This is a genomic window from Streptococcus mitis, from assembly GCF_000722705.1.
Lineage (GTDB): Bacteria > Bacillota > Bacilli > Lactobacillales > Streptococcaceae > Streptococcus > Streptococcus mitis_P.
Genome location: NZ_JPFW01000007.1, coordinates 221,676 through 236,043, shown reverse-complemented (window position 1 = coordinate 236,043; position 14,368 = coordinate 221,676). Strand labels below are relative to the sequence as shown.

The 14,368-nt window shown below is 38.5% G+C and carries 13 protein-coding genes and 2 pseudogenes; 2 read left to right on the top strand and 13 right to left on the bottom strand.

What is annotated here, in order from left to right; all coding sequences use genetic code 11:
• Positions 1–32: 32 nt before the first annotated feature.
• The gene (locus tag SK642_RS03875) at positions 33–545 is read left to right on the top strand and encodes a DNA topology modulation protein (RefSeq protein WP_033683450.1); all 513 of its coding nucleotides are present in this window, start codon (positions 33–35) and stop codon (positions 543–545) included.
• A gap of 231 nt (positions 546–776) precedes the next feature.
• Here SK642_RS03875 and SK642_RS03870 read toward each other — a convergent pair whose 3' ends face one another.
• The 13 genes and pseudogenes from SK642_RS03870 to SK642_RS03805 form a co-directional block, all read right to left on the bottom strand.
• Positions 777–1,508: an NAD-dependent protein deacylase gene (locus SK642_RS03870; RefSeq protein ID WP_033683449.1), complete on the bottom strand. Its 732-nt coding sequence runs from the start codon at positions 1,506–1,508 to the stop codon at positions 777–779.
• 228 nt (positions 1,509–1,736) lie between these two features.
• Complete coding sequence (gene deoD / locus SK642_RS03865; protein WP_033683448.1) at positions 1,737–2,447, bottom strand: purine-nucleoside phosphorylase; 711 nt, start codon at positions 2,445–2,447, stop codon at positions 1,737–1,739.
• A gap of 239 nt (positions 2,448–2,686) precedes the next feature.
• Complete coding sequence (locus SK642_RS10905; protein WP_033683673.1) at positions 2,687–3,181, bottom strand: thiol-activated cytolysin C-terminal domain-containing protein; 495 nt, start codon at positions 3,179–3,181, stop codon at positions 2,687–2,689.
• 6 nt (positions 3,182–3,187) lie between these two features.
• Positions 3,188–4,378: pseudogene (locus SK642_RS11190) on the bottom strand (discoidin domain-containing protein); the annotation flags it as partial.
• 1,270 nt (positions 4,379–5,648) lie between these two features.
• Positions 5,649–6,458: a purine-nucleoside phosphorylase gene (locus SK642_RS03845; protein ID WP_033683447.1), complete on the bottom strand. Its 810-nt coding sequence runs from the start codon at positions 6,456–6,458 to the stop codon at positions 5,649–5,651.
• A pseudogene (locus tag SK642_RS03840) lies at positions 6,455–7,016 on the bottom strand (DUF1697 domain-containing protein). Before SK642_RS03840 ends, SK642_RS03845 begins: the two are co-directional and overlap by 4 nt.
• 1 nt (position 7,017) lies before the next feature.
• Positions 7,018–8,229 carry a phosphopentomutase gene (locus SK642_RS03835; RefSeq protein WP_033683445.1) on the bottom strand — a complete coding sequence of 404 codons (1,212 nt, stop codon included), beginning with the start codon at positions 8,227–8,229 and terminating at the stop codon, positions 7,018–7,020.
• A 13-nt stretch (positions 8,230–8,242) separates the two neighbouring features.
• Complete coding sequence (rpiA, locus tag SK642_RS03830) at positions 8,243–8,926, bottom strand: ribose-5-phosphate isomerase RpiA (RefSeq protein WP_033683444.1); 684 nt, start codon at positions 8,924–8,926, stop codon at positions 8,243–8,245.
• Between the two features lie 750 nt (positions 8,927–9,676).
• Entirely contained in the window at positions 9,677–10,519 is an 843-nt protein-coding gene (locus tag SK642_RS03825) for an NAD(P)H-hydrate dehydratase (RefSeq protein ID WP_033683443.1), read from the bottom strand.
• A 13-nt stretch (positions 10,520–10,532) separates the two neighbouring features.
• Positions 10,533–11,354 (bottom strand): hypothetical protein, encoded by an 822-nt coding sequence (locus tag SK642_RS03820; RefSeq protein WP_033683442.1) that lies wholly within the window; start codon positions 11,352–11,354, stop codon positions 10,533–10,535.
• A 63-nt stretch (positions 11,355–11,417) separates the two neighbouring features.
• Entirely contained in the window at positions 11,418–12,278 is an 861-nt protein-coding gene (locus SK642_RS03815; protein ID WP_033683441.1) for a bifunctional methylenetetrahydrofolate dehydrogenase/methenyltetrahydrofolate cyclohydrolase, read from the bottom strand.
• Between the two features lie 177 nt (positions 12,279–12,455).
• Positions 12,456–13,190, bottom strand: a complete 735-nt coding sequence (locus SK642_RS03810; protein ID WP_033683440.1) for an amino acid ABC transporter ATP-binding protein — start codon at positions 13,188–13,190, stop codon at positions 12,456–12,458.
• Complete coding sequence (locus SK642_RS03805) at positions 13,190–13,873, bottom strand: amino acid ABC transporter permease (RefSeq protein WP_001011642.1); 684 nt, start codon at positions 13,871–13,873, stop codon at positions 13,190–13,192. Before SK642_RS03805 ends, SK642_RS03810 begins: the two co-directional genes overlap by 1 nt.
• 190 nt (positions 13,874–14,063) lie before the next feature.
• Here SK642_RS03805 and SK642_RS03800 point away from each other — a divergent pair, with 190 nt between their 5' ends.
• Entirely contained in the window at positions 14,064–14,294 is a 231-nt protein-coding gene (locus SK642_RS03800) for a DUF1797 family protein (RefSeq protein ID WP_000443570.1), read from the top strand.
• Positions 14,295–14,368 lie beyond the last annotated feature (74 nt).

The window sequence follows — 14,368 nt, the reverse complement described above, 5'->3', positions numbered from 1 at the left end:
TTTTTTTGTCTCCAAATAGGAAAAGGTAGAAAATGAAAATCGCAATTATCGGATATTCTGGTGCTGGTAAGTCAACGCTAGCCGAAAAGTTATCTAACTACTACTCCATCCCAAAACTTCACATGGATACACTCCAATTTCAACCTGGTTGGCAAGACAGTGACCGTGAATGGATGTTGACCGAGATGAAAAGCTTTCTCACCAAGCATGAAGCTTGGGTCATTGATGGAAATTATTCTTGGTGTTTCTATGAGGAAAGAATGCAGGAAGCTGACCAAATCATCTTTCTCAATTTTTCGCCATTAACCTGTCTCTTTCGAGCCTTTAAACGTTATCTCACATACCGAGGTAAGATCAGAGAAAGTATGGCAGCTGGTTGTCAAGAACAATTTAATTGGGAGTTTATCAGATGGATTCTCTGGGATGGCCGAACAAATAATGCTAAGGATAGATACCAATACTTAAACAATACTTACCCAGAAAAGATGCGTATTCTCCATTCGCAAGCAGAGATTGATTGTTTTTTGCGATCTCTTAAAAAATAGACGGTAGAGCAACATTCATTTAGGTCACAGTATGGACTGAATGACTAAAAAAGGAAGATTTTCATCCAGAAAATCTTCCTTTTTCCTTTTATTCAACAATTAAAAATAACTCGAGCAATTTATAAATCAACAATAAAATTCCCCTAGAAATGAAGAGAATCTTGTTCATAGTTTCTGAGTTCGTGATACAAGAAAACTGAAGGAAGTATAGTCCTACTTCTTTCAGTTTTTTTATTGTCTCAATTTAGAAAAAACTTCTCCAATCTTACCTTTGATAACTAAATCAGCTTGGCTGTCTTGAGGAGTGCTGGATTTGTTGATAACAACAAGATTTGACCCTGAAAAATAATTGATTAAGCTAGCTGCAGGGTAAACAACTAAGGAAGTTCCACCAATGATCAACAAATCTGCTTGCTGAATGGCTCGAGCTGCGCGACTAAATACATCCATATCTAGCGCTTCCTCATAAAGGGTCACGTCAGGTTTGACCACCTTGTCACAATCTAAGCAGTAGGGAACTGGACCTTCAAGTTCCAAAAAGGCAGTCAAATCATAAAAGCGATGACAGCCCAAACAATAATTACGATCTGCACTACCATGCAGTTTCAAAACTTTCTGAGATCCTGCCATTTCATGGAGACTATCGATATTTTGCGTCACAATCGCCTTTAATTTACCTGTTTTTTCCAACGACGCTAGATAATCATGTGCTAAATTCGGCTTGGCATCAGGATAGACCAGATACTTTTTGTAGAAATCAAAAAAATCCTCTGGATAGCGCTCAAACATAGTGCGTGAAACCAGTTGCTCGGCAGTAAAATGGCGACCTAGTTTCAGACTATATATACCATCTGAACTACGAAAATCTGGAATATTAGACTCTGTAGAAACCCCTGCACCACCGAAAAAGACAATTCTCTGACTTTGATCAATAATACCTTGTAATTGTTCAATCTTATCCATTTTGTACTCCTAGGAATTTTCAAGTTAAAAAGTTGAAAGTCTTGACTTCTTGTCAACTTGGCTTCCAACTTTATTTGATTATGATTTAGATATTAAACTGACTAGTCTCTGTCCTTTGACACAATTAGGCTTTCTTCAATTTCCTTATTCTTACCTATTTCAGAATTGATTCATTGTTAATAGTTATCATTTGAGAACAAGAGAAATCATTCTGAATATAGCCTACTTTTAGTCTGCAATCAATGTTTCCAAACCTACCTTCATCATATCTGTGAAGGTATTTTGGCGTTCTTCTGCAGTTGTATCTTCATCTGGATTGACCAAGCTATCCGAGATGGTCATGATAGCTAGCGCATCAACATGGTATTGGGCTGCCAGATAGTAAAGGGCTGCTGCTTCCATTTCCACAGCCTTGACTCCCCATTTACCAAGTTCGATGTTCTTTTCAAAGTAGTTTGAATAAAAGACATCAGAAGACAAAACGTTCCCAACGTGGGTGGTCATACCGAGTTCTTTAGCGATATGGTAGGCCTTATCAAGCAAATCAAAGCTAGCGATTTGTGGAAAATCGTACTGTGGCCAATCGTTGCGGATGATGTTTGAGTTGGTTGCAGCTGCCTGCGCCAAAACCAATTCACGAACGTGGACATCTTCATTCAAAGAACCCGCAGTTCCCACACGGATCAATTTTTTCACACCGTAGTCAACAATCAACTCACGCGCATAAATCGAAATAGATGGCATTCCCATCCCAGTTCCCATGACAGATACACGGTGACCCTTGTAAGTACCAGTGTAACCAAACATGTTACGAACTTCGTTAAAGCAAACAGCATCTTCAAGAAAATTCTCAGCGATAAACTTAGCACGAAGAGGATCCCCAGGAAGAAGAATTTTATCAGCAATTTCACCCTGCTTAGCAGCAATATGGATAGACATAATTTATGATACAAAGAGCGACAAGAAAACGACTGAAAATTAGGAATCTGACGAGAAATCCTGATTTCTCAGTCAGATTATCTATTTTCCGAGTTTTCCGCTCGTGTTCAAATTAGAACACTTCACTCTACCTTTCTGTTTTATTTTTTTCTCTCATAGAAAGCTACCTGAATTCTGTTCAAGATTAGCTAGTACTTTCCTTATAAGCTAGACAAACTAACTGTCATTGTACCATCAGATTATAAGACATCATCGTCACTCACCTTAGAATTCAATGTTGTTCCCCAGTGAGTGATTTTTCGATGGGCTTGTGCAAGAATTGGTCTATTATCATAGATTGTTTGCCATCTATTCCAAAAAAGACCAGTTCTTTTCTCAATCTTAATTCGAAGATTGCGCATATTAGACTTAATTGGGAGATTGAGGACAGAGCCTGCGGTCTGATTTCGTCCATTCCCTTCCCAAGAATGACTGCGAACAACTGAATTACCCTCTTTATCTACTGTAACTTCTTCCCACGATATTGAATAACGTGCAATATAAGCACCACTATGTTGGATAGTTAGGGTCTTATCTTTTACAGGAGTGTAGTTTAACAGTTGTACAGGCTTAGAAGCTTGAGTAGTTGCATTATTTTTAGCTACAAATCGAAAAACTTCTACTTCTGCAAGGCTGAGAGCTTGATTTTTTTGACGCAATTGAATGCGAACACGGCGACCTAATTTACCATTCAACTGGAGATCTAAACTGCTTCCTTCTAAACGAGAAACATATTGTCTAGCAACTTCTGTCCCTTTTTCATCATATAAAATCACATCAAAGTCTGACAGACGTTTAGAAAGTTCTCCATCCCCACGATTATGAAGGCGAACAAGTCCTACCTGTTCTGTACGACCTAAATCAACTTCCCACCAAGGCTGGTTTTCAAATTTTGTATGGGTAATTGATTGCTGGCTATAACTACTATTGGTATTGCCATCCAAGGCACGACTAGCATCTCCTCCAAATTCGGTAGAGCTTTGACGTGCTTGTTTTTTCCAAGCAATATTTTCAGCGCGAAAAACCTGAACTTCTGCAAGACTGAGAGCGTTATATCCATCTAACTCAATGCGTACAAAACGAGCTTTCTTATAATCAATTGAAATCTGAGCGGAACTATCTCGTAAGTATGCAATACGCTTTCTTTCAATTTCCTTTCCAAAACTATCCAAAAGAATCACATTAAAATTAGTCAGTCTATCTTGAGCAGCATCTGTTCGATTGTAAATATTAATCTGACGAATCGTTTCTTCCTTGTCTAAATCGACTTGCCACCAAGGTTTTGATTGAAAATCTGTATGAGTGACAGAGTTATGTCCGTAATTCCCATCTAATTTCCCATCAACCGCTCTTCTAGCATCTCCTCCAAAAGCTGTCGAACTTTGAGTTACTCGTTTTCCTAGAGCTATGTTTTCAAATGATTCTGAACTAGGTTGAGTAGACAAGAGGGGAACTTCCTTTTTCTTAAAGAAATAAACGTTGTCCAATTTTTGATCACGATATCCCTGTTTATCAAGCGTATCACGTTTTCCAATATTAAAATTCGGGATAGCATTCATTCTACTTTCAAAATAACCACGCGAACGGTGCTTGAAACTAGAGTTACCTGTAAAGGTTACAATATCATTATCATTACGAATCAAAGATGTCACAACATTATCATTATCGACCACATAATGTTTTATTTTTCCAGATAAAGCCAACTTACGACTTTCTAATCCTACATCCCAGAAACCATTTTTAGCATTCCAAATAGTTCGAGAAGTAATTACTTTAGGAGCGCTAAATGTCGTAACTTTTTTCAAAACATTATTATAAAAAGTAGGATATTTTTGATAAGCTTCAACTGCCGCTATTTGAGCTAAGTAGCCTCCCAGCGAATGACCTGTCATATAAAGATTGGTAATGCTGGAATCCTGCGCTAGTTCTTTTACAACATTACGGATATCATCCGCTTGTGCAGGTTTATTTCCTCCTAACAAAACAAAATCTGCACTTAAATCTTTCGCATCATTCAGTCTTGTTCCACGTATAGCCAACATTTGAACAGTATTGTCTTTTAAATAAGGAAGATCACTCTTAGTTTCAAACAAAAAAGCATCCATCCCACTTGCTGTATGATAAGCCTTTTTCATCTTCCAAAATGGGGCTAACTCATTGTGCATCATTTTATATTCTTGACGATCAAGATAAAGACTTGGAAAAGGATTTTTATGATCTAGAATTTTGTCAATGTAATCATCATTACGATAAGCCAACTCCATAAAAAGGAGAGAATCACGATCTGTGACATACCATTGTTTCTTGTTATCATCTTCTCCATCTGCTAATCCATCTCCATCACTATCTGCTAGTAATGGATGGCTATGGTAACCTAAATAGTCTTTCCCATCTTTATTGTAAATATACAATTCATCCTTATTTTTTATTCCATCATGATCATCATCGCCATCAGGATCTAAAAATTTTCCACCGTATAAAGAATTATCTACAAGATCCTTCTCTACATGGAGTTCTCCTTTAGAAATTTTGACAAAGTCTGCCTCTGTTACTGGACGAAAATTTTTCGGCTCATCCTTTAGAATTTCCTCTTTCTTCAATTCCTCATGAGGTACAGCAGATTCTTTTTTATATAATTCTTCTCCTGCTTTTTCTTTCTCATGTGTAACAACTTCTTTTGTTTCTAAAGTTGATTGAGTAGCTGTAGCTTTCTCCTCTGTAATAGATATTTCCTGTTTTTTATCAGTACCTTCTTTTACAGGACTATCTATTGCATTTACTACTAGAGGAGTCTCATTTTTCACAACTGGATTTCCTTCATTGGCAGAAATTCCTGTCGGTGCTAAAAAAGCAAAACCAACTGCAACAGACACAACTCCGATACTTAGTTTTTTATACCAAAACGCATAATTCGTTGATCAATTCTCATTTATTCATATATCTTTCTTTTATTTTTTTCACCCTCTTTACCAACAATATTCTCCAATCAGCTAATCTCCCTTAGCGTCACAGTTTCATTTTTATACTTGGTTAACAAGGATTTGATGAGGTTTGTAAAAGTATAGGAACCTCATTCAATTTTATATCATAATTCTATATGGAAGTTAATTGTTTCATTCATCTTCCAACTTACAGAAATGCTTTCCTACTTATTTTTCTTTCTCATAGTTCAGCAAGAATCGCTTTGAGCAAGCCTTTGAAATCACCTTTGACACGTTCGGTTACTTCTACAACTTCTTCGTGGTTGAGTTCTTCTTGGAATCCTGCAGCATGGTTAGTAATACATGAAATTCCTAGAACTTTCAAGCCTGAGTGAGCTGCTACAATAACTTCAGGAACAGTGGACATACCGACTGCATCTGCTCCCAATGTCTTATAGGCACGAATCTCTGCTGGGGTTTCATAAGTCGGACCAGTTACACCGATATAGACACCTTCATCAAGCTTGATACCAAGTTTTTTAGCCACTTCATGGGCAGTTGCACGGTATTCTGGTGTGTAGGCTTTAGACATATCTGGGAAACGTGGACCAAAATCATCCAAGTTTTCACCCATTAATGGGTTTTGCCCCGTCATATTGATATGGTCTGAGATAGCCATCAAGGTACCAGGACCAAATCCAATACCTCCAGCTGCATTAGTTACAATGACACCTTCACATCCGAGAACTTTCATGACACGTACTGGGAAAGTCACGACTTCCAGAGGATTTCCTTCATAGAAATGGAAACGACCTTGAAGAGCCAAGACCATGCGACCTGCAAGTTCTCCATATACCAATTTACCAGCGTGACCGACTACTGTCGAACGGCCCCAGTTTGGAATCTCAGCATAGTCTACTACAACTGGATTTTCGATTTCTTCTGCCAATTCTCCAAGTCCTGATCCAAGGATTAGACCGAACTCAGGCGCTAGTATTCCCTTGTCTTTCAGGAAGGCAGCTGTTTCATTGATTTTATCTAAAAATGTCATTGTGTGTCTCCTTTATTATTTTTTTAGCATTTGACCGATTTTGTCAAAAGTTTTAGCATTGCGAATGGTGATGTTGCGATAAAAGGGCATCTTGAGCAAGTACTTATGATAGGCAGTTGCATAGTAGGATTCCTCGGAGAATTTCCCCCAGAAAATCCCAAGTCTTCCAAAATGAACCACTTCATCTTCCAGTTCCAAACTGTTCACTTTCTCGATGACTTGATCCACAGCCAAACTCTCCGTGTAGAAGAGCACATCTTTTCGAGCTAGGTCTTTGGTCCACCAATCTGGCAGATTATTCAGCTCTTCTTCATAATCTTCCTGACCCAGCAAAGAAAAGCTCTGAATAAATGGATAATGGACTGTAAAGAAAGCCTCTAACTTTTCAACCAATTGGGCTTTGGGAGCTGTCGAAGTAAAGAAAATATTGCCACTGTTGATGTAGGTCTCAACCTTTTCCAGTCCCAACTCTGTCAGTTCTTGACGAAGTTGCTCCATGACAACCTTATTTTTCCCACCTACATTAATGCCCCTTACCAGTAAAGCATATCGTGTCATCTTATACCAATTTATCTAAGAAACTTTCCCCAATCATGGCAGTTTCCACACCAAAGTTATCCGCAACTGTCGCTGAGATATCTGCAAAATGTCCGACAGGAATGAGACCATTTCCTTTAAAGGAAGGGCTATAGGCCAACAATGGAATATATTCACGAGTGTGGTCTGTTCCTGCATAAGTTGGGTCATTTCCATGGTCCGCTGTAATCAAGAGAAGATCATTCTCTCTCATGGCTGCGATAATTTCAGGTAAGCGTTCATCAAACTCATGCAAACAATCACGGTAACCATGAGCATTACGACGGTGGCCGTAAAGAGCATCAAAGTCTACCAAGTTTGTGAAGGAGAATCCTTTTTCAAACTCAGCAAGGCCCATAGTCTTCAACAGTGTGTCAATTCCATGACTATTTGACTTGTTGTGACCCATATCATGGTTGATACCAGCACCGTTAAAGATATCGTTGATTTTACCAACAGCATAAGTATCGATACCTGCTTCATTGAGTTTATCCAACACAGTTGGTGCAAATGGAGATACAGCCAAGTCACGACGATTTGCTGTACGAGTGAAGTTACCAGGCTCACCTACATAAGGACGGGCAATGATACGACCTAGAAGAGCTGGGCGCTCAAGGGTAATCGAACGAGCGTATTCACAAATACGATAAAGTTCATCCAAAGGAATAATGTCTTCGTGAGCAGCAATTTGCAAAACAGGGTCAGCTGAAGTATAAATAATCAATTCGCCAGTTTCCATCTGACGTGGTCCAAAGTCATCGATAACAGCCGTTCCTGAGTAAGGTTTATTTGCTTCACGAATGACTTTGCGTCCTGAGAATTCTTCGATTTTTGTCAAGATTTCTTCTGGGAATCCGTTCCAGAAAGTATCGAAAGGCTCCGTAATGTTGAGTCCCATGATTTCCCAGTGTCCAGTCATGGTATCCTTACCAAGAGATACTTCTTCTAATTTTGTTGCATATCCAGTTGGATTGCTTTCAGCTGCTACAGTCTTAAGAGGAGTTTCACGAGGAATATTTCCTAGACCGATTTTAGCCATGTTTGGCACATTCAGACCAACTGTTTTTGAAATGTGTCCCAGTGTGTCAGAAGCTCCATCTGGAACCCCTGCATTGACAAAGTTATTAGCATCTGGTGCAGCACCGATTCCTACAGAATCTAGTACCACCAAGTGAATACGATTAAATTTTGACATAGTGTATCTCCTCCTATTTTCCTTTGTTTGAAGTTAAAATCTGAACTCCATCTCGTCCAGCAACGATGACCTTGTCCACCATTTGGTTGAATAATCCATGCTCCACGACACCAACGACATGGTCCAGTTCTTGTCCGAAAGCAATTGGATCTTCAATGACATCCAAGGCAAGGTCAATGATAAAGTTCTGCATATCAGTCACAAAACGTTGGCCGTCTTTTTCACGGAAACTTGGTTTGTAGCCAGCTCGCTCAAAACGACGAAAGACCTGTTCTGCGCCATACTGAACCACTTCTACTGGCAATTTAAAAGCACCTAGTTTGTCTACCAGCTTGCTTTCATCCACTACCCAAATATATTCTTTTGAGGGCGTTGCGACAACCTTCTCCATCAGAAGAGCACCACCACCGCCTTTGATTCCATTAAACTGATTATCCACTTCATCCGCCCCATCAACCGTCACATCAACAGAGTCCACTTGGTCAATAGACTTAAGAGGGATATTGAGTCCTTCTGCCTGTTTACTGGTTACACTAGAAGTCGTCACAGCTGTAATCTGCAAGCCTTCTTCCTTGATTCGACGACCGATTTCCTCCACGAAATAATAGGCAGTAGAGCCAGTTCCAAGTCCGACTACCATACCATCAGTAACAAACTCAGCAGCCCTGATACCTGCCATTTTCTTCAGATTTTCCACTCAAATACCTCCATTAGAGAGCTACTTTCATTATATCATGTATACCTTTATTATTCAAAAATTGGAAACATCAAATATTCTATTTGCGGCAACATTAAAACAATAAAATGAGATTGAAAATATTTTCATTTCAGAAATTCTTTATTATTATTTTTAAAAATTTATAAAATGAATAAAAAAAGCAATTAAACAAGAACATTCATTATTATAAAATTATTTCCGTTTCTTTTTTCCATTTGAACTGTCTTTTCCCAAATTTCTCATAATTGACTTCCTGTGATACAAAAAGTAATAAAATAGAGATATAATTAGGGTAGAAAATATATTTGGCAAAGTAAAGTTCTTTAAAATTTTTTCAACAGCCTATCGAAGTTGAAGGAAAAGGTTGGATTGAGAATGAATCTAATTATTGAAATGATTGGTTTTAAAAGTAATTAACATTGCTCAGGATGTCTACTTGAACTAAGATATAGTAAATTGAAGTTAGAATAGCACAAATTAACTTCTAAAGCATTTTTAAAAATTAATTTGAATGCCCCAAGTGATTTATCTAAATCTTATTCCAATCTGCTATATTTTTTAATGAATTGTCAACAAAAAGGTACAGTATCATTTTAAATGAGTATAAAAGATCACAGAGATTTCAAAATTATAAAAACGCATATTATCAGGTATAAAAAACTTGATATTGTGCGTTTTATCTTAGAACATTTTTCTAAATTTCCCACTCAAATTAAATTCTAGCCCAGCCTATTTTGAGACATTTTTCATTGCTTCTGGAAGATAATTACTAATCTCCGTCGGCAAGATCACATAATGTTCTTGTGCTAGTTCTTGAGCAATAGCTGAATGAAGATGAGTCGCTACTGCCACACGCTCGTAGAGACTGGCCTGTTGGAATTGGCCTGCAAATCCTGCAATCATCCCAGCAAGTGTATCTCCCATTCCTCCAGTCGCCTGATAGGGACCGCCAACCTGTAACTGGTAATAATCTGATTGGCCAGCTTGCCAAATACGAGTAGCCGCACCTTTCTCTACCAAAATTGTTCCTTGAGGGAAGGAAGTCAGGGCACTAGCCGTTGCATCTTCGTTTTGCTTTTCAATAGCAATACCAGACAGCTTTTCCCATTCTTTTTGGTGGGGAGTTAGGATAAGCTGACTCGAAGGAAATGACAAACTTATCCTAGAAAGAATGGTCAAGGCACCTCCGTCTACAATCAAAATCTGATTCTGTTTTAAGCTAGCAAATACCTGTTTTACTAGATTTTCTCCAAAAGTATCGTCTCGTAAACCAGATCCTAGCAAGATAACTTCTGCCTTCTCCAATTGCTCTTTTAACAATTGCTGGTCTTGAATAGAAAAGGCCATAGCCTCAGGTAAATAGCTGTGCAGAGCTGGGATATTTTCCCTATCTGTTCCAACGGTCACCAATCCTGCACCACTTTTAACAGCTGCCAAAGCAGCCATGATGATGGCACCACCATAAGGATAGGTACCACCCAGCAACAACAGACGGCCATAGTCTCCTTTATGACTGGTACGAGAACGTTCAATAATGACTTTTTCTAATAATGCTTGCTCAATCACTTTCATCTTTTTTCCTCAACTATCCTTTATCTGATTGTTTTAAAACAACTTGATAGACTTTCTTAGTCCACTCTTCTAAGTCTTCTCCAGCATAGTCAAGATAATACACCCTATCTTGTATTTTGGTTGGAATAATATTTTCAAATTGGCTCTTATTATGAGTTGGAATAATGCAAATATACAACTCACTTAATAAATTAAGCATGTCCTTAATTTTTGCAACATGATAGCCATCAAAAATATAACCAGTAACTTTAATCAAATCTGTATAGATAAAATGAAAACTTACTCCAGGAATAAACTTGTCTTGTAATTCTTTCTCTGAAGGAGCTCGACCTAATAAACGCTCCATCGCTAATCGATAACCAGAACTTGTATTTGACCACCCTAACATGACATAGTCAAAATAATCTATCGGATCCGATGCAGCATTTCTACTATCCAAAACCAACTCCTCAGCATCTCGCCCAAAGGCTTTCACAGCAGATAAAATCTGACCTGTTTTAAAGATAGAAATCGCTGCATCTATAGTCGTAGTATGACTACAGTAGTCTGAAGTCACTAACCTCTTATGTAGATCATAAGTCGAGGCTACTCTTTTATCTGTAGGGGTAAATGGTGGCAGAAAGGGATGCTGACAGATGTAATCTAAAATTTCTTTTTTTAAATAAGAATCAGCACACTCAATACTTGTTTGACGTCTATGAAGTTTTTCGTAAGCTATAAATTTAGCAATTTTTTCTAATTCCCACTCTTGAATATTTGGATAATCAATTAGTGCTAAGTAGTATATTCTATCCCATTGTAAACTATATTCTCCATTATAAATTTTTAAAATCATCTAATCACCTCACTCCATTATACAACAAAAAGGAAGCGCATACCTCCTTTTATAAACTTACTTTTAAAATTTTCTCTCCAAAGTCCAAAGGGCTGCCTGATAGGTTTGCTCCATCAGCATAGTAATGGTCATAGGACCTACACCTCCAGGAACTGGTGTAATATGGCTAGCAAGTGGGGCAACTGCCTCATAATCCACATCCCCACAGAGCTTGCCATTTTCATCACGATTCATCCCAACGTCAATGACTACCGCACCTGGTTTGACAAAGTCATCAGTCACAAACTTGGCACGACCGATTGCTACTACAAGAATATCTGCTTTAGCAGCTACCTTGGCAAGATTATGAGTACGTGAATGGGTCAAAGTCACTGTAGCATTCTTTGCCAAAAGAAGTTGAGCCATGGGTTTTCCAACGATATTGGAACGACCGATGACGACCGCATTTTTACCTTCCAAGTCAATCCCATATTCATGAAACATTTCCATAATTCCTGCAGGTGTCGAAGGAATCATGACTGGATGACCAGACCAGAGACGCCCCATGTTTAAGGGATGGAAACCATCTACATCCTTTTCTGGGTCAATGGCCAACAAAACTGCCTCTTCATCAATATGTTTTGGTAATGGTAACTGAACCAAAATTCCATGCCAAGCTGGATCTTGATTGTATTTGGCAATCAAGTCTAACAATTCAGCTTGACTAATGGTATCTGGAATTCTCACTACTTCACTACGGAAACCAGCCGCAAGTGCAGAACGTTCCTTGTTACGAACGTAGACTTGGCTGGCAGGGTTCTCCCCAACCAAAATCACTACTAAACCAGGTACTAGCCCCGTTTCTTCCTTTAATCTTTCAGTCTTTTCAGCCAGCTGTCCTTGTAACTTAGCTGCTAGAGCCTTCCCATCAATAATCTGTGTCATATCACTTCTCTTTTCTTTCAAATATCTTCCATTATATCAAAAACTGCTAATCCTCTCTAACACTTCTTTCCTAAGCTATCCTATAGTTTCAAACTATAAGAAAAAGCTCGAGTCGAGCTTTTCATTAATCTATATTTTATATGTAAAGTTGGCTACAAATAGCTTAACAAAGCTAACTTATAAAACCTTACTCAAGAAGTCTTTAGTCCGTTGTTCTTGGGTTTGTTCAAAAATCTGTTCAGGTGTTCCATCTTCAACAACCACACCGTTTGCCATAAAGATGACACGGTCTGCCACCTCACGAGCGAATCCCATCTCATGCGTTACGATAACCATGGTCATTCCTGACTTGGCTAAGTCTTGCATAACAGCCAACACCTCACCTACCATTTCAGGGTCCAGGGCTGAAGTTGGCTCGTCAAAGAGCAAAACATCAGGTTCCATAGCTAAACCACGCGCAATAGCAATCCGCTGTTGCTGACCACCTGACAAACTCTGTGGATAAGCAGTTGCCTTATCTGGTAAACCAACTTTTTCCAAAAGTTCCTGAGCTCTCTTCTCTGCAACTTCCTTACTTTCACCTTTTGTCTTGATAGGAGACAAGGTGATATTTTCCATCACAGTCATATTAGGAAAGAGATTAAATTGTTGAAAAACCATGCCCATCTTCTCACGCATAGCAAACAGGTCATTCTTCTTGTCCGTAATATCGACTCCCTCAAAGATAACCTTCCCCTTGGTCGCTTCTTCCAACAAATTCATAGAACGAAGCAAGGTAGATTTCCCACTTCCTGAAGGACCAATGATAACGACAACTTCTCCTCTTTTAATCTCGAGGTTGATGCCCTTCAATACTTCATTCTTTCCAAAGGATTTATGTAAATTTTCAATTTTTATCAAGGTTTCTGTCATTATTTTTTATCTCCTTGTCCCATACGTTTTTCAAAAGCTTTCAAGGCTACTGTCAAAATAGAGGTCATAATCAAGTAGTAAAAGGCTGCAAATAAAAGTGGTGTCAGAGGTAGATAGGTTGTTGTAGAAACTGTTGTAGCCCCATTCCATAACTCCATAACACCGATAGCTGATAAGAGGGAACTATCCTTGATAATAGTGATAAATTCGTTCCCCAAGGCTGGCAAAATATTTTTGATTGCTTGTGGCAAAATCACATAGCGCATCGCATTTTTAGGACGAATCCCTAAAGAATAGGCCGCCTCTAACTGACCCTTAGGAACTGCATTAATCCCAGCACGCACAGTCTCAGAAACATAAGCACCACTATTCATAGAAATAATCAAAATCCCTGGAATCAGGCGAGACAAATCAACACCCAAAATCCCAACCTGAATAGTCGGAGCATTGATATGCATAAGAGCAAAGGCAATCATAATCTGAACCATCATCGGTGTCCCACGGAAAATCCAAACGTACAAGTTGGCGAGCCAAACAAGCGGTTTAAACTTGGAACGTTGCCCAAAAGCCAAGACAACACCCAAAATAGTTCCCAAAAAGACAACACAGATAGAAATAAGAACCGTCACAACAGCCCCATAGTTAAAATAAGGTAAATACTTGGGTAAAAAAGAAAAATTCATAGTCACACTGCTTTCTAAAATAGAATACTGTATGATTATAACATTAATTGAATTAAAATTCAAATCTTTTATCTAATTTATTCAAAAAAACTTTAAGCTGGTAGAATTAGCGAGAAATCTTAGTTTTTTCTAGTCAAGTTGACCTCCTTTATGGTAAAATAGTAACGATAAGAAATGAAGGAGAATCAAAATGGAATCACATTTGGTTAGAATTATCAACCGCCTTGAAGCAATGGCAAAAGACGGCGGAAATTTAAAACGTAATTTTGAACGCGAAGGAGTTGTTGTTGCAGAAGTTGCATACAGCCACGACGAAGAAAACGGATCAATCTTTACCCTTCGTGATGTCGAAGCTCGCGAAACTTATACGTTTGACAGCATTGACTTGATTGCAATGGAGATTTACGAACTCCTCTACTAATCTAAAACTAGCCGGGATTACCCCTGCATCTCTAACCAAAATCCTTTTTGTCTCACAAATAGGATTTTTTTTAT

Excerpts from the sequence above, each read along its gene's own strand:
- SK642_RS03875 (WP_033683450.1), top strand. The coding sequence starts at position 33 with ATGAAAATCGCAATTATCGGATATTCTGGTGCTGGTAAGTCAACGCTA.
- SK642_RS03870 (WP_033683449.1), bottom strand. The coding sequence starts at position 1,508 with ATGGATAAGATTGAACAATTACAAGGTATTATTGATCAAAGTCAGAGA.
- deoD (WP_033683448.1), bottom strand. The coding sequence starts at position 2,447 with ATGTCTATCCATATTGCTGCTAAGCAGGGTGAAATTGCTGATAAAATT.
- SK642_RS03845 (WP_033683447.1), bottom strand. The coding sequence starts at position 6,458 with ATGACATTTTTAGATAAAATCAATGAAACAGCTGCCTTCCTGAAAGAC.
- SK642_RS03835 (WP_033683445.1), bottom strand. The coding sequence starts at position 8,229 with ATGTCAAAATTTAATCGTATTCACTTGGTGGTACTAGATTCTGTAGGA.
- SK642_RS03825 (WP_033683443.1), bottom strand. The coding sequence starts at position 10,519 with ATGAAAGTGATTGAGCAAGCATTATTAGAAAAAGTCATTATTGAACGT.
- SK642_RS03820 (WP_033683442.1), bottom strand. The coding sequence starts at position 11,354 with ATGATTTTAAAAATTTATAATGGAGAATATAGTTTACAATGGGATAGA.
- SK642_RS03815 (WP_033683441.1), bottom strand. The coding sequence starts at position 12,278 with ATGACACAGATTATTGATGGGAAGGCTCTAGCAGCTAAGTTACAAGGA.
- SK642_RS03810 (WP_033683440.1), bottom strand. The coding sequence starts at position 13,190 with ATGACAGAAACCTTGATAAAAATTGAAAATTTACATAAATCCTTTGGA.
- SK642_RS03805 (WP_001011642.1), bottom strand. The coding sequence starts at position 13,873 with ATGAATTTTTCTTTTTTACCCAAGTATTTACCTTATTTTAACTATGGG.
- SK642_RS03800 (WP_000443570.1), top strand. The coding sequence starts at position 14,064 with ATGGAATCACATTTGGTTAGAATTATCAACCGCCTTGAAGCAATGGCA.